Raw genomic sequence first — 20,928 nt, 5'->3', positions numbered from 1 at the left:
AATAAATTAGCTCCTGGCCTTGAAGGTTTAAAACCTCATTCATGGTATGTGGCTTAGTTTTCGCCTGTTCCCTTTCATTTAATCAGTGTTATAGCTGCAAAAACAGGGTTTTTTTATTTTCTGAATTACCATTTAATATTCTGCTCATTCTGGATAAAACCGAGTTTTCATATTTTTCTATTTTTTATATGGAGTTTGGGACAATAAAACAAAGCCTATGAAATTAAACCATGATCAGCGCCTGCGTTTACTAGAACACGTCGTCATTCACGTTATGCCTCCAGATTGTAATGGCGAAGAAACTATGATATTCAATACGACGCGGCGAACGTTGACAGTAAAAGGTCAAGCACTACATGATGTGGAAAAGATTGTTTTACCTTTACTAGACGGCTCCCGAACAATAGGAGAAATCCGGGCTGCCATTGGGGAAAAATTGACAGATTCTTCACTCAATCAATGTTTAGAGTTTTTGATGGACAATCGCTTAGTAGAAGAGTATTTAGAGGATACAGTTGATTTAGATAGTCGTGGTTATTTACTTCCTCAAATTAGCCTTTATCATGAGTTAGGCTTTGAGCAAAAAGATGTCCAGCAGCATTTAGCTAACGCTAGGATTGCGATTTTTGGACTCGCAGGTTCGGGGCTGGTAGCAGCAACAAACTTGGCTAGTGCTGGTATCGGTTGTCTTTGTCTGTGCGATGATGGCTGCACACTTGCGTCCGATTCTCTGATGATGTCGGGCTGGGTATCTAATAAAAACGGTGCTTTTCCAACTGTGGAAGCGGCTCGACAAATTGAGGCGATCGCAGGAATAACCCAAACTGAAATTGTCACAGATCCTTTAAATAACGACGAAACAGTCAATGCTTTGCTTGAGGATGTTGACCTGGTGATTGTTGCAACTGATGCAGTATCTGTCAATCTAGCCTATCGCCTCAACAGACTATGCTTGAAGATGCAGCGCCCATTGCTACCAGGCGGGGCGGCTGGTGTTGAAGGAACTGTTGGGCCCCTGGTCTTTTCTCAGGATGGGCCTTGTTATCTGTGCTATCGGATGCGGTCTATGGCTTGTGCCAAGCTTCCAGAGGCAGAATTGGCAATTGAGCAGTTTCTCAACCGAGAACGCCGTTCTCAACCACGGCTGCGAGAAAATTTGCCCATAGGCCATATGTTGGTTGGTAGTTACCTGGCTCTTGAGGCAATTAAAATTTTGCTCGGTTTGCCCATCGTCACTGATGGAAAATTACTGCATCTAGACTTACTCGGTACAAAGCTAACTCACAACGTTGTGCTGAAAAAACCTGGTTGTCCCCATTGTTCAAAACAGTCCCAATAAAAAAATTTCACAGCCACAGATTAAAAAGGAACTAGGGATTGATGACTGGGAACTAGTATTTTTACTCAGCACTCAGCACTCAGCACTCAACAGTACAGACGATTCGGCGAATCGTCTCTACTCAGCACACGACAGGAGAAAATAAAGTGAATGCAGCGATCGCACTTCCACGCTGGCGCGATTTAGTCAGCCCCCATACTGGAATTATCCGAGCCATCGATAGGTTCACCAAGCCTTATACAGAGTTCGATTTGCCGGTTTTGTGGCAAGCTGAATTAGCAAATTTCCAGCTTCGTAAACAGCAGGATGATTTACGCTACGGCGTAGGCAGGGGTATGACTGATGAACAAGCGATTTTAGGTGCTGTTGGCGAAGCCGTAGAGCGTTACTGCGGTGGTATTGTTGATGAGCGGCAAATAATTGTCAGTAGCTACGAAGAATTAAGCGATGCCTACGGCGGGGAAAGTCTACAGGCTGTCCATCCTCCAACTTTTTTTTCGTTTTCTGACAAACAATACTCTAATCCAAATTTTCCTTTTCCGGCTTTCGATCCGGCAACGCAGACTTCATGGATGGCTGCCGTTTCTCTGGCAAGCAACCAACAGGTTTTAGTTCCAGCGTTCTTGGTTTATTTGGACTCGGACAGCGACCTACCAGGGGATTATATTTTACCTGTCACTTCTAACGGCATGGCTAGTGGCCCAACTCTTGAGTTTGCTGCCTACAGTGGTTTGTGTGAGTTGATTGAGCGCGATGCTTTCATCATTACATGGCTAAATCGCCTACCTGCTCCCCGTATATATTTCACTCACCGACCAGGAATTGAAACTGAAATTGCACGCCACTACGCCAGATTTGGCATTGAGCTAGTTGCCTTTGATTTCACCACTGATATTAAAGTCCCGGTTGTCATGGCAATGCTAATTGACCGTTCGGGCAAAAGTCCGGCAGTTGCAACTGGTCTGGGATGCCATCTCGATGGGCCAACGGCTTTTCGCAAAGCGATTTTTGAAGTTTGTCAAGCCCGCTTTGGTGACAGAGAACGTATGCTTACCGGTGCTGGAGCGAATCTTCATCAATATAGTGATGTTCAGAATTTGGACGATCACAGCGCTTTTTTCTACAACACGGCTCGCCTTGGTGAGTTGGATTTCTTGTTTGACCATGAGCAATGCGTAAAGGTCGAGGATTTACCGACTTACAAGTCTTCAGCAGAAGTAGAGAAATTGCAATCACTAGTTGCAAGGTTGCATTCAGTGGGTGCTGAACCTTATTTAGTGGAGATTACAACCCCTGACATTGCGTCGCTTGGTTTCCGAGTAGTGCGGACTTTGGCAAGTGAACTAGTTCCTATATATTTTGGCTATGGACAAGAGCCACTTGGTACTCGGCGGTTATTCGAGGTACCAGCAAGGTTAGGTTATGGTGGTTTACGTAGTGAAAGTGACCTGAATCCCTGCCCACATCCTATGGCTTAAAACGAGGAAATCAAAGCAATGCACAAAGCCAACGAACCTCTGGAGTTAGCTCTTCTGTATCATTTGAACTCTCCAGTACCTAAAAGTTATGTAAAACCTGTTGCGGCTACTGAAATGCGGTATCTGCCGGAGGCTCCTTTTCTGGAACTTCCACAAGCACCGCGTGATAATTTGTTGAGTGAGCTTTTGGTGCGGCGAAGTTCAGTGCGAGCGTTTGAAAATACGGTTATGCCGCTGATTTCATTGGTTCAGTTGCTCGACGCAGGATGCGGACTCAATGGGTTGCGTCAAATAGACGATCACATCTACGAAGGTCGCAATTCTCCATCTGCGGGAGGACTTTATCCGATTGAAATTTTCGTATCCACCCAAGCGGTGGAAGGTCTATCTGCCGGATTATATCATTATGAACCACGCGGTCACGGGCTACATCGCATCAATGATGCCACGCCAACAGACTTTATAGAACCTTTATTGCACCAGGATGACATTGCTAACGCCAATGCTTTGTTTTTGTTCACATCTGTGTTTATGCGAAATATGTGCAAATATGGTGCCCGTGGCTACCGCTTTGCTCTTTTAGAAGCTGGTCATCAAGCTGAAAATATATGTTTAATGGCTGTGCAATTGGGTCTTGGCAGTCTTTGTATAGGTGGATTTTATGACATGAGTGTGAACGCCATGTTGGGCATTGACGGGAGACATCATGCTGCACTTTACTGTGTTGCAGTCGGTACTTGTAGCGGTAGAGATAGCGGTGTGATGTAAAAGTTGAACAGTGGGCTAGTACTTTGTCAACTCAAAATTGCGCCTGTGAGCGCAAGCTAAAGAAGCAAAGGAGCAGAGGAACAAAAAGATTTTTCTTGTGCTATCAAGTCTTTAGTTAACTTGCCAGTCTACTAAATACTGGGGATTGCTTTCTTTGAAACACAAGGCAAGAGGTGAAGCAGTAAAATCTTACTTTAATACTTCTAATATTTCGACTTCGTGAGCAATGCTAGTAGGTTGAGGAATTGGCAAACCATCTTCCAACATCCCTTCTATATGAAATTCAATAGCCTCTGCAATTAGTAGCTTAACCTCTTCCAAAGTTTCACCCACAGCTACACAACCTGGTAAATCAGGGACATAAGCACCGTAGCTAGTTTCTCCCTTTTCAATCACAACTGCATAACGCATCAGTCTTCCTCCAATTGAGCCTGTCTCCAGATATTTTTCAGAGTACCAATTGGCACATCCACATTTGGCTTACCAGCCACTGTTACAGTACCGGGTTTATTGGGATGTTTGAATTGTCTATGACTACCTTTTGTCCTTACAAGATACCAACCATCGGCTTCCAGTCGTCTGATAACTTCCCTTACTTTCATACTACCGCTTATCTGTACAGGTGAACTTTATGTTACAGATATAGTGCCTTTATACTTGATGAAAGTAAATACAATTTTGTCCGTCATTTTGACGGTAATTTTCAGCATTTTTATGCTACATTTCAATTAACCAATAGGAAGGTTGCCCGGATTCACTGCATGAATAAATTCACTACCCGATCGCGGTCTTCCTCTTTTATAACGAGCTTCTTCTGGTTTACCCCATCCCAGTTGCAAAATTATTTCTAAAAAACTCGAATTTTCCCACTTCCATAAACTTGCCCATTCTGTGATTTGAGCAATTCTTTCTACATCAGGCTGGGTAATTTTTTGATGTTGTTTGCTATTATTAAAACTCAAGTATAAGTCCATATCTCCACTCACTTCATACCAAAATTCTAGAATGGAATTTTTTGCAGCTTTTAATATTTCCAAATCACTGCTAAGTGCAATTAATTCGGCATCTACTTCTGGATAGCGTAAGCTTTTACCTTTAACATTCATCTCACGCCAGACAATCCCTGACACTTGATTTTCTTTTTGGTAGTCGTGAATAGCAGCTTTAAAATCTTGATATGCTGTGAACTTTTGCAGCCCATCAGTTCTAATAAACTGGTCAATTACAGGATTGCCAGAAACTTTCACTTCTAATTTTAAACGCTCTCCTTTGAGGCAAGCTTGGCGTTCAGCTGCTAAAATTTGGATTAGCTCCTCAGTAGTGTAAACCTTTGACATCAGAAATTGTTAGTTGTCAGTTGTCAGTTGTCAGTTGTTAGTTGTCAACAAAACTTTGGACTATTGACTTTTGTTAGTTGTTAGTTGTCAGTTGTTAGTTGTCAATAAAACTTGGGACTATTGACTTTGGACTATGGATTAATTTCCTCACTGGTTAAGCTAGTTATTTTAATATTATCTCTTGGTATCATCGAGAATACAGTATCAGAACCAACTAAAAATTAGGGTAGACCAATTTGATCTACCCCAAAAGTTACTTCGCTAACTCACTGCTGAACTCATTGAAGGCACGCCGTTTTAACTCTACGGATTCAGAACGGGGTAATAAATCAAACACTTCACGAAATCTATCGTCTATTTCTTCAAAGGGCACTTGTCCCTGCTTATTCAAAATTACCTGACCTGACTGATCAAAGACTACAACTTGAGGAACAGCTCCAGAGTAATAATATCCTGGTTGTGTGCGATCGTCGGTCTTGTTAGGCTCAATGGCATCCACATCAACAGGTATAATCTCCGCCGCCCTGCCATAGAATTCTTGTACTCGTGAAATAGTAATCGCATATTTCTTGCAGTCCCTGCTGTCATCAACATAAAACGCCAACATGGCAGGTTTATGTTTCGCTAAAGTCTGTGCTAGCGTTTCTTTGGAAGGAACCAGGGAACCATTGCCAGCATAAACTACAAAAACGTTGCCATCGAAACTATCATCATTGATACCTGCTAAGGCAGGCGGCATACTGATAAAGAACAGACAAGTTAGGATTAACAGGCATTTCGATACCAACCGTCGCCAGTCAGCAAGTTGTTTATGTAAAAAAAGAAACCTTATACTACTCATCAAAAGAAACCTTGCAAACTACTAGTTGTCGAAGTTGGTGCTGAATTATGATTACACCCGCGTACTATTTTTTAAGATACAGCGTATGGTGGGCATTGGGCATGGGGCATGGGGAATGGAGAATTGGTAATTGGTAATTGGTAATTGGTAATGGGTAATTGGTAATGGGGAATGGGTAATTGGTAATTGGTAATGGGGAACTCGGGGCCCCCTCTGGGGATAAGGGGCGATGGGGAATTGGAAATGGGGAATTGGGAATTGGGAATTAGTTATTTTTTCCTTATCTCCTCATCTCCTCATCTCCCTCATCCGCCTCATCCCCCTCATCCCCCTATCTCCCCATCTCCCCATCATCCTAAAGGCTGGCATTTTGAGTCAGGATTCGCTAAACTCACGCTTATTAAAATTGCAACTTCAGGCTATCAATGATAGCAACCGCCAGAAGATTAGGATACGAATGTGGGTAAGAAAATAAAGTTTATAGATAGGCTGCGACTCGGTTTCGCGGTGTTGGTAGCAAAAAGCGTCACGTTTTTAGTGCGATCGCTGCGTCTGGGTGCTGCTAGTGTATTACCAGGCTCTATTGCCCGTCGCATTGAACCCCGACTGTTACAATTATTGAGTCAGCAAGTCAAAAATGGGGTAATTCTAATTGCTGGTACTAACGGCAAAACCACTACGTCGCTGCTCATCAAAACGATTCTAGAACGCAATGGCTACCGCATCGCCCATAATTCTACAGGCGCAAATCTGGAAAATGGTTTGATGACAGCGCTGTTAGAAAGCACGAATTTGGTAGGAACACTTGATGTTGATTACGCGATTTTGGAAGTTGATGAAAATATTGTACCGAAAGTATTAACACCGCTCCAGCCACGAATCATCCTCTGTTTAAATTTATTCCGCGACCAACTCGATAGGTACGGGGAAGTAGACACAATTAGTAAACGTTGGACAAAGGTAATTTCTACTCTCCCGCCAGAAACGGTAGTTATTCCCAATGCTGACGACCCGACTTTATCTTATCTCGGTCAACAGTTACCCCAACGAGTCTTATTCTTTGGCTTGAATGAACCAGAACAATATTTAGAAGCAATTCCCCACGCAGTTGATTCTATTTATTGTCCGAGATGTGGACATTCTTTAGATTACAAAGGTGTTTATTTATCGCATTTAGGAGATTTTACTTGTCCTAGTTGCGGTTTTAGTAAAAGTCAACCATCTCTTGAAAGTAGAGAATGGCAACAAATTCTTGTTGGTTTATACAACAAATATAATACTTTAGCTGCTGTCACAGCCACAAAAGAATTAGGAGTTGATGAAGCAATAATCAAAGATACTATTAACAACTTCCAAGCAGCTTTCGGTCGGGCGGAAGAACTAGAAATTAACGGTAAACGGGTGCGGATTTTATTATCAAAAAATCCTGTGGGGACGAATGAAACAATTAGAGTAGTAACTCAAAGTACTGACACAACTACATTATTAGTATTGAACGATCGCACACCCGATGGTACAGATGTATCGTGGATTTGGGACGTAGATACGGAGAAATTAGTCGAACGCGGAGGGACTTTAGTAGTCAGTGGCGATCGATGGCGATCGCGGTAATGTTATTACTATTGAACGTCGCGCTCAGTGGCGGGGTTACAATGTTAAGGTGTTGCCTTTGGATCAAAATGCTACCGCAGCTGATATTAAAAGTGTAGATGTGATTGTCGGTGGTGGCGCACAAGACCGTCAGCAAGAAATTGTCATGCGCGATTTGCAAGGTGCGAAAGCTGATGCCATGCGTGAAAAAATCGAAAATGGTACACCAGGGGTATTTACCTGTGGTTCTCCCCAACTACTAGGACATTATTATGAACCAGGCTTAGGACAACGCATTGAAGGTTTGGGAATACTCGATTTAGTCTCTGTGCATCCTGGTGAAAATACTAAGCGCTGTATTGGTAACTTAGTAATTGAAGTTACAGCTTCACGTCTGGCGCGAGATTTAGCAGAAATGACAGGAAGCAAACCGTATTTAGTCGGCTTTGAAAATCACGGCGGACGTACCAAGCTGGGGAAAGTCGAAGCATTGGGGCGTGTGGTGTATGGCTTGGGCAATAATGGTGAGGATGGGACAGAAGGAGCATTTTATCAGAATGCGATCGCTACTTATTCCCACGGCCCATTGTTGCCGAAAAATCCCTTTGTGGCAGACTGGTTAATTCAAACAGCACTGCGGTTGAAATATCAGCAGGCGATCGCGTTGCAACCTTTAGATGATACCCTTGCACTACAAGCGCGGGAAGCCATGTTTAAACGGTTGAAAGTTATAGCCGTAGTCACATAGGTTAGGACAGTGGTGATTGCTCAAAGCCTTGAAATAACTGGGTTTATACTCAGCACTCAGCACTCAGCACTCAGCACTTTGCTATACTTTACCAACTCCTACAGCTGCTAAAGTTTAATCCTCTGAACTTGCACATTGGCTACCGCCAAGACGCAGAGAACGCAGAGAGAAGAGTTAATAAAGGTATTCAGATAGTTCTTATTTTCCACTCGAAAATACCTATATTATTCTCTGTGTCTCTGTGTCTCTGTGGTTCATTAAATCAGTAATACTAATTGGAAAACGGAATCTCTTGAAAAACACAGGGAGTAGGGAGATGAAGAGATGAGAAAGAAATAATCCCCAATCCCCAATCCCCAATCTCCAGTTCCTCTAAAATTGCGATCGCTCGACTGAAAATGGTTTACGATTGCGGTCTACTAATCCATCCCACTGCACATCTAAGGTACTACCCATTTGTTGCTGTTGTTTTGCCCACATGGATAATAAATCCAAACAAGAGTGATCTATATAAGCTAGTTTGTCTAAGTGGATATGTAACTCGCTTCCCGGTGGCACTTTTTCTAAAGTCTTCGCCAATTGCGGTAGCCGTACAAATGTTGCTGCTCCCTGTAAATAAATGTCTATTTGTTGATCGTTATCGTGTTTGACAACTTGAATATTTAAGATAGAAATTTTGTAAATTAGTGTCATTGCTGTCAGGATAATACCAATCAGTACACCCGTGAGTAAGTCTGTGGTGACAATGCCGATTAAAGTGGCAAAGAATATCACTAAAGGCATACGCCCGTATTTCTTCAACTGACGAATGTGTTCTACTTCAATTAGTTTGTAACCAGTGAAAACTAGAATTGCTGCAAGGCTAGATGTGGGGATCATTCTCAGTAAAAACGGTGCAGCAATGACTAAAAGCAGTAACCATACACCATGCAGCATTCCCGAAAATCTGGTTTTTGCACCTGCTTCTACATTGACAGAACTGCGAGCAATCACCCCTGTCATCGGCAAAGCACCCAGTAAGCCGCAAATCATGTTACCGAATCCTTGCGCTGCTAATTCGCGGTCAAAATCAGTTCTCGGCCCGGTATGCAGTCTGTCTACGGCTACCGCAGAAAGCAAACTTTCTGCACTGGCAATGAAAGCGATAGCGATCGCATCCAACAGAATTGGCGCATGAAATAGACCTGGTAAACTTCCCAGTCTCGGTAGTTGAATAGTCTCTAGCAAATTTGCAGGAACATCAACATAAGAAACTGGTAATTTATAGACTGTGGCAATAATAGTAGAAACAATCACACTAATCAGCGCACCAGGTAATAGTTTCAAACTACGCGGCTTATATTTATCCCAAAGAATAATAACAATCAGGGTCGTCAAACCTAGCAGTGCTGCAATGTGATGAACACTTCCAGATGTAGGATATATAGCTTCGTGGATAGCGCTGGGAATAGCAACTAAGTTATCGAGACCATGTGTACGTGGTTTGTCATCCAGCATGACGTGAAACTGAGAAGCAAAGATGAGTATGCCAATACCCGCCAGCATTCCGTAGATGACAGCTGGAGACATAGCACGAAACAACTGACCAAGTTTAAATACGCCTGCGAGAAATTGTATCGAACCCGCCAATATGAGAATTGGCCCCACCATTTCAAGGCCATATTGTTGGACGATTTCTGCCACAATCACAGCTAATCCAGCCGCCGGGCCACTCACCAGCAAAGGAGAACCCGATACAGCACTGACAACGATTCCACCAACAATTCCTGTGATTAATCCGCGAGCTGGGGGAACACCAGAAGCGATCGCAATTCCCATACACAAAGGCAAAGCGACAAGGAACACCACAATTGATGCTGGTATATCGCTAGTGAATGAGGATTTATCTTTGAAGCTCATCAGATTTTTCATTCTTAGGCTCCTTTGATGAAAAGTTTTAATAAACGCAGCAAAAAGTAGATTTACACTCAACAAAGTACAAATCGAATTAGTTTGACTAATTTTGATGGTTTTATATTTGGCGTCTTAGTACCCAAGCACCAAAGTATGAACTAACCAAAATTAAAAGTGCTATTAAATACAAAAAATATTAGGCATCTAAGTGATTTCCTGTTTTTAACAACAACTTTTGAACTGAGATTGAGGCTTGACAGCCCCAAAAGCTTCCGCTACATGGTTTCGGAATAGATTATTTATAACTATGGTTACTATTCATATTTCTTAATGTGTACTAATAGTATGAAATATTGCATGAAATATCGATGAATAAATTATGAGAAATTTTTCATATAGGGATTAAAAATGCTGAGTGCTTTATTAGTGCTGAGTGCTGAGTTAGGAGTTAGTTATTTCTCCCTCATCTCCCATCTCCCTCATCTCCCTCATCCCTCTCATCCTCCAACTTCCCCAGAACGCAGGCGATACCCCATACCTCTGACCGTTTCAATCAGGTTGCTGCCTAGCTTCTTGCGGAGATAACCTACGTAAACATCAACAATATTTGAGCCTGGGTCATAGTCGTAACCCCAGACGTGACTCAGCAGTTGTTCTCGGCTGAGAACTCGTCCAGGATAACGCAAAAAAATTTCCGCTAAAGTAAATTCTCTAGCGGATAGTTCAATGGGACGATTAGCAACTTTCACATGACGGGTACGCAGGTCGAGGACAATATCGCCTGACGAGAGTAAAAATTCTTCTTTACGTTTGGGCAAATAGCGATCGCGCAATCGCAAGCGGACTCTAGCCAAAAGTTCTTCAAATCGAAATGGCTTAGTAACGTAGTCATCAGCCCCATTTTCTAACCCATGTACCATTTCTTTGACATCATCACGCGCACTGAGAATGATTATAGATAGTTGCTCACCCTGACCGCATAATTCCTCTAAAACTGCCCAGCCATCTTTGCAGGGAAGACCAATATCAAGGATTAGTAAATCAAAATTACCACTACAAGCCATGATAATAGCTTCTTCGCCGTCCTTGGCAATAGCGGTAGTGAATCCATTAGCTTTTAGACCTTTTTCTAAAAAGCTAGCAATGCGAGGTTCATCTTCTGCTATTAAAATCCGGTTCATCCAGCAATAGCTCCTAAAACCAAATAAGGAAAGGATGTATGATTTGTGGAACAAGGGAATATCATTTAGATTTGAGATTTGTAATTAAAAAATCAGTGAATAAACTCTTGATAAATGATAACTTTATCTATCAAATTTATTCCTGAAATGAGTTTCACATCATATAAAACTCCTTGGAAAACCATTTTTATATTTTAATTACAAATTACGAATTACGAATTACAGATTACTATTGTGTGGTTCTATGGGAATAATCAAGGTAAAAGTAGATCCAAGAAGTGGGTAGCTAGAAAGTTCGACTGTACCACCATGAGACTCTGCGATCGCTCGTACAATTGATAATCCTAAACCGGCACCTTCGGAACGACGGCGACTACTAGAACTGCGAGCAAATCGCTGGAAAATTCGCTTTTGGTCACTCAAAGAAATGCCTTCACCTGTATCACGTACCCAAAGATGCACTTTATCTTTAATCAATGCTGAACCGAGGGCTATCATATCGCCTTCTTGAGTGTATTGAGTTGCATTCTGAGCTAAGTTAATTATTGCCTGTGTTAGCCGCTGGCGGTCTGCGACAATCCGACATGCAGCCACGGACTCCAAGCGCCAGTCTCGTACAGCTAAAGCTTTGGCTTTGGCATACAATTCTTCTGTTAAGGAAGTGATTTCTACAGTTTCTAAATTTAGAAAATTAGGTTGTTCAGCTTTTACTAGTAATAGCATGTCATCAACAAAGCGACTCATGCGATCGAGTTCATCGGTGACTAATTCTATGGTTTCCTGACGCTCTTGGGGATCATCACCCAACAGTTCTAAATTACCCCGGATAATTGTAATTGGCGTTCGCAGTTCATGACTGGCATCATTAATAAAATCTCGTTGACTGGCGAAAGCTGCTTGCAATCTTTGCAGCATTTCATTGAAAGTGATGGTTAGTTCGGTGATTTCGTCTGAACCTTTTACAGGAATACTTCGTGTCAGGTCAGACTCAGTAATTGAGCGAGCCGTTTCAGTAAGTAGATGTAGGCGTGCAAGGACTTTTCCAGCTACAAACCAGGCTATTACGGAAGACACAATTACGATAGCAACTGTCACCTTGATAATGGCAAAAACTACCTTATTCACTTCTTGTTGTTCGGTAAGCTTGGATTGAGCCACTACAAACACCCCGTGAGTTTGCCCTTGAATTATCGGCTCTGCTCGATAAATGATAGTATCATCAGGGGTTTTTACCTGATTTTTTTCGGGCTTGGTTAATTTAGCCAAGTACTTGATTAAATCTGAATCTTGTCTCAAATAACTGGGGAGAACTGTAGGGCTTGAACTGTGAATTTTACCATTCAACAGTGTCAGCAAAAATTCCTCATGGTCAGGGATGTTACTGTTAATAAATTTATCAAATATAGAATCAATATCAGACTCAAATCTTTGACCTATTTGATGTTCTTGGTGAGTCCGACCCCCGTCTTGATCTCGAAGAGTAGGGTGGCTAGTAAATAATCTAAATTCTGCTATTTCCTGCTCCAAAGACTTTTCAATCCGTTGTTCTAAACGCATCAATAGTAGGTGACGAATTGCTAGAAGCGATACTAAAGCAGAGATAGACATCAGCACAACATACCAAACCAAGATACGGGTGCGAACGCCAAAGAAGATTCTGTACCATTTGAGAATTTGGTTTATCCGTGTCATTCTTCTGTTGTTTGTTTAGGAATAAAAACACGGCGTATATATAATAAGTTCCTTGTTAAAGGAAATATTTGTGTTACGAATAGCAAGGTCGTCTCTTGAGAACTACATAAATCACTATTTAATTTAATAATACTTTAAATGGTGTTATTAACAACATAATTACTTCATGGTTGGCTAAAAATCTGTCTAAAATTAGATTTTATTTTCAGTCCATAGATAGATGACGAAAATTTTATATGATGAATTACGCAAGGGTGATATTTTTTTGGTGTGGATTGTCAAAAGGAGCCAGTCGTGTAGACGGGTTTCCCGACTTGAACGAACTGGCGTTCAAGAGTCAAGAGTCAAGAGTCAAGGTTTTTTGACCCTTGACTCTTGACTCTTGACTGCGATCGCAGAAAATATGTGTGCCAGTTGCGTAAGTCCTGATCAATTTAATTGCTCAATTCTGCTTCTTAAGCCATTGCTATTGAGTTTTTTCAACATTTCATCAGCGTTATAACGGTTGCTAAAGACTCCAGCTTGCATAACTCTTTGACCTTGCCAGATTGTGGGAAATGCTCCCGGTGCAAACAATCGTACTAAATCCTGCTCTTTTTCAGTAGGAGTTTCTACAACCACACGGTAACGTACACCCATCTGTTTACTTCTAGTAGGCGGCGGATAACTCCCACCATAGGCAGTCGTATAAGTTTGAGTTATTGGAACTTTTCGCATATTGCGAGTATTTCCAATAGGGATATTGCCATTGGGAACAGGCAAAATAGATGTATCACTCTGGACAGGAGTTTGTGGTATTCCTCCAAGTATTGTTGGGTTAGATGGCGGCTGTGCTACAGAATCAGGTGCAACAAACTCGATTGTTTTGGGATCAATATGCACATAATTCAGTTGTGCTGTCTCAGGCTTAATTGCTGGTAGTGGGGCGATTTTTCCCGTTGAGGGAACTTGAGTGTTGGGCGGTATTTCTCTGGCTGTCAAGCTGCTAGGAACGGGAAAGCCGCCTAACCCTTCCACTGTTGAGGTGGGTGGTTTTTGATTATGTGTAGGTGTTGGCAGTGGTACAACTGCTGGTTGCAAAGGCAACAATTGACTGTTGTTGAACGCCAGTTGCTTCAACGGGGGGAACCCCCGCAACGCACTGGCTCCTGTTGTGTTGTCAGTGGTATCAGATTGTGTAGGAGCAGAAAAGCTAATTTCTTGGCTTGCTGGGATTTCTGGAATTTTAGTATTAGGTAAAGCAGCGGTTATTGAGTTATTCGCTACGGATGTTGCTTTCGGGTTGAGATCTACCTTACCAGCGATGCGATCGCTATCCAATGTATTGCCACTAGCAGCAATCACTTGTTTGGCAGCACTAGCATTAATGTCATAGCGAGAATTATTACGAAATTCATTAGCACCAACTTCGTTAGCGTTACCCAAATCTGGCATTGCTTGGGCTAGAGCTACTAAACCATCTTCTTTACTATCTTGAATTAAATTATTCCGTAAAATCGGGCGAGCATTGGCTTGCACTAAAATCCCAGAACGGTTGTTCTGAATTTGATTACCTACTACTACTGGGGCAGCATTTTGGGTAATATTAATCCCAAAACCAGTTTCTACAAAGACATTTTCCCGCACTTGGGGCTGGGAATTGCCGCCAATAGTGATGCCATTTGCCCCATTGCGATAAAAGTAATTCTTGCTGATTGTGGGGGCACCCTTACCAGCAACAGAAATCCCATCTTGAGTATTGCCAGTAAATGTATTTTCTGTAATTACTGGATTGCTTGATTCAATCCACAAACCGTAACCACGAGGATTGGAATTGGTGACAGTTACCCCAGTCAACCTTCCTTGAGTTGCACCGACTATGGTGACATTTTGACCGCCAAAGCTACGACTGAGGTATTCACCACCTCCTTGGATTGTAATACCGCGTCCTTTGTTGGCGGCGTCTCCTTGAATGGAAACACCCGGTTTGAGTATGAGTGGAAATACTTCTCCAGTCTCGGCGCTATAAGTACCTGTGGCAAGCTGAATTACTGTATTGGCAGTGGCTAACCGTAGCGCTTGGGTAATTGTTTTCACAGGAGTACTTTGACTACCATTGCCCCTAGTGTCGTCTCCAACACTTGGGTTGACAAACAGTACATTAACCTGAGACATTGTTGTTTCATTCAGGGGCATCCGTTCTGGTACAGATGGCATTTGAGCAACGGCACTGCTAAGGGTTGCACCTAGCAGCAATGTCATGCTTGCCAATCCTACGCCAACTACGAAATAGAATACTGAAAAGCCAAAAACTGAAGGTATTGCTAATTCCAGGCAAGGGTTTAGTTTATCAACCTGGGTAATTAGCTTTCGTTGCAAGGTATCTGCCCTGCGATATTTAGCAAAGACAATGGGGGGAATCAACTTTACACCACTCCTTAGAAGTTAGAAGTAACAATAAATTCTTATACCCTCAGAAACATAGTATGTCGATAATGTAATCTACATATTGACCTATTGGCTATTTTGCATACAAAGTAATAAATGAAGGGACAAGGGGAGCAGGGGAGCAGGGGAGCAGGGGAGATGAGGGGAATGAAGAAATAATTCCCAATTCCCTCCCAATTCCCAATTCCCAATTCCCGATCCCCAATCAATTAACAATGCGAAGAACACTGCAACTATGAAAGAGGCTGGCTATTACGATGAACAAAGCACTGATGGGGTTGTTGTAATGGTCGAGCCATACAGCCAAAAAGAGCTAATACAGCAAGTTGTTTACCGCATTTTAGATGCTAATTTAGATCGCGCTCGTGAAGGCTTGCGAATTATCGAAGAATGGTGTCGCTTTGGGCTAAATAATGCCCAGTTGACTGGGGAATGTAAACAAATGCGGCAGGAAATAGCTATTTGGCATACTGCTGAGATCAGGGCGGCGCGAGATACACCAGGCGATCGCGGTACTGAATTAACCCATCCTCAAGAAGAACAGCGCTCTAGTGTAAAATCTTTGTTGCAAGCTAATTTGTGTCGTGTGCAAGAAGCCTTGCGAGTATTGGAAGAATACGGCAAGCTTTATCACCCAAATATGGGGACAGCATTTAAGCAGATGCGCTATCGAGTTTATACTCTGGAAAGTAATATTATGGCTTATCACCGTCACCAACTTTTATTGCGATCGCATTTATATCTTGTCACTTCGTCGTCAGAAAATTTATTGGCAACTGTTGAAGCTGCCCTCAAAGGTGGACTAACTCTGGTGCAATATCGTGATAAAACTTCTGATGACAGTTTGCGTCTGGAACAAGCCACAAAGTTAAGTCAGCTATGTCACTCCTACGGGGCTTTGTTTATCGTCAATGACCGAGTGGATCTGGCTTTAGCAGTGGATGCAGACGGTGTGCATTTAGGACAGCAAGATATGCCTATTGCGATTGCCCGACAAATACTTGGGCCTCAGCGCTTGATAGGTGGCTCTACGACAAATCCTGAGGAAATGCAAAAGACAATTGCTGAAGGTGTAGATTATATCGGTGTGGGGCCAGTTTATGCAACTCCTACTAAACCAGATAAGCCGGCAACAGGTTTAGAATATGTGAGCTATGCTGCAAAAAATAGTTCAATTCCCTGGTTTGCCATTGGGGGAATAGATGCCAATAATATCAATGATCTGATCGATGCAGGAGCAGAACGTGTGGCGGTGGTGCGATCGGTGATGCAAGCCGAACAGCCTACCCTGGTGACACAATATTTACTTTCCCAGCTCAATCGCATCAAGCCACAGCCATAATTAATTAAAAATTAAAAATTAAAAATGCTTTTTTGTAACTTTGTGACAAATTCCTACGGACTGTTACTCACAGCAAAAGGTGAAAATCTCTCCCAGTCCCCAATCCCCAGTCCCCAGATAACTTATGTCTAACGAGATTACCTTTGAGGTAAATGGGGAAACTCGTAGCTGCTTATCCCAAACTCTTTTACCTGATTTATTGCAGCAGTTGGGTTTTAATCCCCGTTTGGTAGCAGTAGAATATAATGGTGAAATTTTACATCGCCAGTTTTGGTCGCAGACAAAAATACAACCAGGCGATCGCTTGGAGGTAGTAACGATTGTCGGCGGCGGTTAGTTCAATACACGGTTGGGGAAGGTTTTATGTAGCAGATTCCGATTTATACAGCAAGCGGTGCAAGGTTTTACGCTTAGCTAATTCTTTACCTTGGCGACCGAGTTGTTCGCGCAGTTGCTGGTCTTTGCACAAGCGATTAAAAGCCTGAAAAACTTCGTAGCCCGACTTAGGATTTACCAAGAGGCCATTTTCCTCATGGCGCACTGCATCAATCACAGAACCTAAGCGAGAAGCAATTACAGGCTTACCAAAGTAACTTGCTTCTAAGTAGACAACGCCAAAACCCTCTAGACTGCTAGCTTTGGTGTCTAATAAAGTCAGCATGGCAAATATGTCACAGGCTGCATAATAACCAGATAATTCATGAGGTGGTATATATCCAGCAAAGTGGACTCGTTTGTCCACCCGCAAGCGATGCGCCAGAGATTTCAGTTCTGCTTCACAAGGGCCTTCGCCGCAAATTATGTAGTGGACATCTACGCCAATAGTTAGCAGTAGTGGTATATTATCAATCACGCGATCAAAGCTTTTGTGTTTCACCAACTGTCCTACTGAGAGGATCACTACTGCTGTTTGGGGAATGTTGTAGGTCTGACGTAGGCGCAGGCGTAACTCATCTAAATTTTTTTGGTTGGTTTCGCCATCAAATTTTTCTGGTCTGACTACAGGATGAATTACATGGGTAGGAGTTTGTAAGCGGAAAGTATTTCTGAGGTAATCTCGTGTATGAGAACTGTTACAAACTATGCCTTCGGCTCGTGTCAGTGTCAATTTAAAGAGCGATCGCAAAAAAGGGTTGCCTAAAGCACTAACAATATCATTACCATGCAGGTAAATAAAAAAACGTACAGGCAGGAGATAACTCAATAGCAACAGCGCCGGAAATTCATAGCCGTGACCCCACTCGATATAACGGTAGTGATAGCGAAAATACAGTCTGATAGCGAACACAAACGACCAGACTAAATTGAAAAGAGGCTTTAAAAAACCACCGACAAAATGTCCCAGCCAGTATCTAGGGTTTGGCCAGCGATAAACGGGAAAATGCTGAGCCTGATCAAATACTTTATCACCCGAACAGCCAGCAGCTAGAACAATCACCCGTTCCGGATCTTGAAGGCAACGATTATAGAGATATTCTCCAATAACAGCCTCTTTTGGCAAAAATAGACGGGATATAACTAGAATGTCTGGCGATGCAGTTTGGTCACGGATTTTTGTTCCCAGTTGTGAAATATGTTCCATGTTAATTTTGATAACTTTAATTTCAATAATTGCTAATTGTTGATAATCAAATTAACGTGAGGTAAGTTAGTCTGATTTTGCTCCTTGTAATTGATAGTTACTCACTCGCTACTGCCCTTGTTTTTGCATGTTTTTTGAAAATCAAAATTCTCCATCAATCTTGACATTGCCTTAGCTAGAGCTTGGCAGTTAACTGAAGGATAAAGTAGGATATTTTGTTGTTCTTTGGTAGTTGCTACAACAACAGGATATTTTTCCACATGGAATTGGCGGCTACCAGTACTCCAACTGATCTCAGGAAAAGGCTGGCTCCTCAAATCACACTTTTGATGAGTGCTGTCTCCACTACATAATGTTGAACAACAGCTTTCATTGATTGTCTCATCGTGAAATTTACTGACCTGTATCTAATTTTCTCCTCTTTTGTCATGTTCGCCAATAACTACTTTGTAAAACCTAGGAATTTACATATTGTTTGTTAAAAATTTTCATAATCTGTAATTAATTCAAGCATGGCATAAATATTTGTAGTTATCATTGTCACTCTGGGGTACAGAGATTATCAACACCTCATCTCCATTCTTCTGGGAAGAAATATATTACAAATATTTAAGTAATATTGTAAAACATTAAATATATAGTTGTGATTATTCCTTATGTAAAGTATTTATTAATTATGTGTTTTGTTTACTATTTCTCAAGCCGAGAAATTTTTCAGGAAAATTACGATGAGCGGAAACTAAAAATTGGTCAACAGCAATTATGGCTAAGTTGATTTTTCTCAACTCCTAAAAAAATTATTAAAAATAGCTATTTTTAAGAGATTATCCTGAATAACCGTACATGTTATGCCAAAATGCCAAAAATTTTTGGTATTTTGCTAGCCTATTTCATTAGTTTGCTATCAAAATTAACTATTTGATGTTGGTTGCCAAAAAAGTACTGCAAGCCAACTGTTTTATAGCAATCATTCGTCATGAATAAATGACATTCAAAAGTACATCACAATATTATTGCAAGCAGTTGGTGAAATAACTGCAATACTGTAGTTTAAATTACTGATTTAGATGATCAAACGTGCTTATAACTCCACACTAGAGATTTGCTAAAGATGACAAATGGTAAATGCACAATCTTTGCATAAAAACTAGTTTCTATAAATAATCATAACTAAAAATATCTTCAAGTATCAATTGATGGGGAGCTTTCGGTACAGGGGTGCAGGGGAGCGGGGGAGATGGGGAGCTTTCGGTGCAAGGGACAATAACAACTGACAAATGACAACTGACTCAGCACTTTTTAAGTATCTGAAGAGGGAAATCATTAAGTGATTCCAAAGTCCCACAATATAAGATGTATTTTGAGGTACGGTTATCTACTACAGAAATCCTCCCTGCGTCTGCTGTCTAACCAACATAAGACGCGGTAGATTGAATATATAGCCGTCAAGCTCAAGGCTAATGTATCTGGTTGGCATCACCACACCGGAACATCGCTACCAGCATGGGGAGCATCATAAGCAATACCATTTTTCAAGTGACTGTGCTATGCGTAAAAAATTACAACAAACCATCAAACCGCTGTTAAAAACTTTCTTTGTCCTGAGCCTAGTGTTAGGTATGGCACTTGGTCACGCCGATGGAGCATTAGCTGCTAGTGGCGGTCGAATCGGCGGTGGTTCTTTTAGAATGCCTTCTAGTGGCCGTAGTTACACACCGCGCACCTACGCACCTCCTGGTGGGGGTGGATACTATGCACCCTATCCTGGTGGTGGTTTTGGTGGTGGTTTTGGCTTTCCTTTCCTGATTCCCTTCTGGGGTATTGGCGGAGGGTTTGGCGGTCTATTTAGCATTTTAATTTTCTTAGCGATCGCTAACTTTTTAGTACAAAGCTTCCGCCGTGCTAGCAGCAATGACACTGAAGAAACAGGCTACAGCAGCAACCCTAATGTTTCTGTAACTCGTTTACAAGTTGGGTTGTTAGCTCAAGCGCGTGATTTGCAACCTGAACTCAACCGCATTGCAGAAACTGCTGATACCAACTCTCCAGAAGGAAGAGCAGAAGTTTTACAAGAAGCTAGCCTAGCTTTGCTTCGCCACCCAGAATACTGGGTATATGCAGGTGGTGATACACAACAAGCTAAGTTAAATTCGGCTGAAAGTCAGTTCAACCGTCTGGCGTTGGCAGAACGTAGTAAATTTAGTGAAGAAACTCTCTCTAACGTCAACAACCAACTCAAAGCAGCCCTTGCTAAAGAAGCATTACCCCCTGCTGATGAAATCGATAACCCAACTCGTTTAATTAGTGAAGGCCCTGGCGAATACATTATCGTTACCTTATTGGCAGCAACACTAGGCAAGTTGGAAATTCCCCAAGTCAGGACTACTGATGACTTGCGTCAAGCTTTGCGGCAAATTGGTAGTATTCCTAGCGATCGCCTTTTAGCAATTGAAGTTTTGTGGACTCCTCAAGCTGAAGGTGATGTCCTCACATCTGATGATGTTCTAGCTGAATATCCAGATTTGAGATTGGTTTAAACACCTGGATATCTTACGCAAAAACGAGAATAATTGCGTACTACCTTTCCAAATTTAACTAAACTGATCATCTTGAAGGCACAAAGAAAAAACTTTGTGCCTTCGCTTTTTGGTCAAAGTAACTTTCAGTTATCCGTCATCAGTTATCAGTTATCAGTCATCACCTTTGACAG

At 42.0% G+C, this 20,928-nt stretch carries 16 protein-coding genes and 1 pseudogene; 8 read left to right on the top strand and 9 right to left on the bottom strand.

From position 1 onward, the window contains the following. Positions 1–217: 217 nt before the first annotated feature. The 3 genes from I8748_RS02815 (at position 218) to I8748_RS02805 (ending at position 3,585) form a co-directional block, all read left to right on the top strand. On the top strand, positions 218–1,339 hold the full coding sequence (locus tag I8748_RS02815) for a TOMM precursor leader peptide-binding protein (protein WP_198123147.1): 1,122 nt from the start codon (positions 218–220) through the stop codon (positions 1,337–1,339). Positions 1,340–1,485: 146 nt separating this feature from the next. After that, positions 1,486–2,817 carry a YcaO-like family protein gene (locus I8748_RS02810; RefSeq protein ID WP_198123146.1) on the top strand — a complete coding sequence of 444 codons (1,332 nt, stop codon included), beginning with the start codon at positions 1,486–1,488 and terminating at the stop codon, positions 2,815–2,817. 18 nt (positions 2,818–2,835) lie between these two features. Further along, positions 2,836–3,585: a SagB/ThcOx family dehydrogenase gene (locus tag I8748_RS02805; RefSeq protein WP_198123145.1), complete on the top strand. Its 750-nt coding sequence runs from the start codon at positions 2,836–2,838 to the stop codon at positions 3,583–3,585. Positions 3,586–3,774: 189 nt separating this feature from the next. On the opposite strand, the gene I8748_RS02800 is transcribed toward I8748_RS02805, so the two are convergent. The 4 genes from I8748_RS02800 to I8748_RS02785 all read right to left on the bottom strand — a co-directional run bounded on the left by I8748_RS02800 (position 3,775) and on the right by I8748_RS02785 (position 5,763). Next, positions 3,775–3,996, bottom strand: a complete 222-nt coding sequence (locus tag I8748_RS02800; RefSeq protein WP_198123144.1) for a type II toxin-antitoxin system HicB family antitoxin — start codon at positions 3,994–3,996, stop codon at positions 3,775–3,777. Then, entirely contained in the window at positions 3,996–4,187 is a 192-nt protein-coding gene (locus tag I8748_RS02795; RefSeq protein WP_198123143.1) for a type II toxin-antitoxin system HicA family toxin, read from the bottom strand. The genes I8748_RS02800 and I8748_RS02795 overlap by 1 nt, the downstream gene beginning before the upstream one ends. A gap of 126 nt (positions 4,188–4,313) precedes the next feature. Further along, on the bottom strand, positions 4,314–4,922 hold the full coding sequence (locus tag I8748_RS02790) for a hypothetical protein (protein WP_198123142.1): 609 nt from the start codon (positions 4,920–4,922) through the stop codon (positions 4,314–4,316). A gap of 253 nt (positions 4,923–5,175) precedes the next feature. Beyond that, positions 5,176–5,763, bottom strand: coding sequence for a thylakoid membrane photosystem I accumulation factor (locus tag I8748_RS02785; protein WP_198123141.1), 588 nt, complete (start codon positions 5,761–5,763; stop codon positions 5,176–5,178). A gap of 459 nt (positions 5,764–6,222) precedes the next feature. On the opposite strand from I8748_RS02785, the pseudogene I8748_RS02780 reads away from it, so the two are divergent. Together I8748_RS02780 and I8748_RS02775 are read left to right on the top strand one after the other, a co-directional pair. Next, positions 6,223–7,359 (top strand): annotated as a pseudogene (locus I8748_RS02780) (MurT ligase domain-containing protein); the annotation flags it as partial. Next, the gene (locus tag I8748_RS02775; RefSeq protein WP_198123140.1) at positions 7,349–8,101 is read left to right on the top strand and encodes a type 1 glutamine amidotransferase; all 753 of its coding nucleotides are present in this window, start codon (positions 7,349–7,351) and stop codon (positions 8,099–8,101) included. The pseudogene I8748_RS02780 and the gene I8748_RS02775, both read left to right, overlap by 11 nt. Positions 8,102–8,473: 372 nt before the next feature. On the opposite strand, the gene I8748_RS02770 is transcribed toward I8748_RS02775, so the two are convergent. The 4 genes from I8748_RS02770 to I8748_RS02755 all read right to left on the bottom strand — a co-directional run bounded on the left by I8748_RS02770 (position 8,474) and on the right by I8748_RS02755 (position 15,270). After that, positions 8,474–10,012, bottom strand: coding sequence for a SulP family inorganic anion transporter (locus I8748_RS02770; protein WP_198123139.1), 1,539 nt, complete (start codon positions 10,010–10,012; stop codon positions 8,474–8,476). Between the two features lie 479 nt (positions 10,013–10,491). Next, positions 10,492–11,175, bottom strand: coding sequence for a response regulator transcription factor (locus I8748_RS02765; protein WP_198123138.1), 684 nt, complete (start codon positions 11,173–11,175; stop codon positions 10,492–10,494). Positions 11,176–11,394: 219 nt separating this feature from the next. Further along, a complete protein-coding gene (locus I8748_RS02760) occupies positions 11,395–12,867 on the bottom strand; it encodes a sensor histidine kinase (protein WP_225896282.1) in 1,473 nt (490 codons plus the stop codon). Between the two features lie 429 nt (positions 12,868–13,296). Further along, the gene (locus I8748_RS02755) at positions 13,297–15,270 is read right to left on the bottom strand and encodes a DUF1565 domain-containing protein (protein WP_198123137.1); all 1,974 of its coding nucleotides are present in this window, start codon (positions 15,268–15,270) and stop codon (positions 13,297–13,299) included. Between the two features lie 259 nt (positions 15,271–15,529). Between I8748_RS02755 and I8748_RS02750 the strand changes: the two genes are divergently transcribed. Together I8748_RS02750 and thiS are read left to right on the top strand one after the other, a co-directional pair. Continuing rightward, the gene (locus tag I8748_RS02750; RefSeq protein ID WP_198123136.1) at positions 15,530–16,636 is read left to right on the top strand and encodes a thiamine phosphate synthase; all 1,107 of its coding nucleotides are present in this window, start codon (positions 15,530–15,532) and stop codon (positions 16,634–16,636) included. Positions 16,637–16,760: 124 nt separating this feature from the next. Then, entirely contained in the window at positions 16,761–16,973 is a 213-nt protein-coding gene (gene thiS / locus I8748_RS02745) for a sulfur carrier protein ThiS (RefSeq protein WP_198123135.1), read from the top strand. A 24-nt stretch (positions 16,974–16,997) separates the two neighbouring features. Here thiS and I8748_RS02740 read toward each other — a convergent pair whose 3' ends face one another. Beyond that, positions 16,998–18,218 (bottom strand): glycosyltransferase family 4 protein, encoded by a 1,221-nt coding sequence (locus tag I8748_RS02740; RefSeq protein WP_198123134.1) that lies wholly within the window; start codon positions 18,216–18,218, stop codon positions 16,998–17,000. A gap of 1,547 nt (positions 18,219–19,765) precedes the next feature. On the opposite strand from I8748_RS02740, the gene I8748_RS02735 reads away from it, so the two are divergent. After that, positions 19,766–20,755 carry a DUF1517 domain-containing protein gene (locus tag I8748_RS02735; RefSeq protein ID WP_198123133.1) on the top strand — a complete coding sequence of 330 codons (990 nt, stop codon included), beginning with the start codon at positions 19,766–19,768 and terminating at the stop codon, positions 20,753–20,755. Positions 20,756–20,928 lie beyond the last annotated feature (173 nt).

Origin of the sequence: Amazonocrinis nigriterrae CENA67, from assembly GCF_016056305.1 — a bacterium.
Classification (GTDB): Bacteria; Cyanobacteriota; Cyanobacteriia; order Cyanobacteriales; family Nostocaceae; genus Amazonocrinis; species Amazonocrinis nigriterrae.
This window is presented reverse-complemented; position numbering and strand designations above follow the sequence as displayed.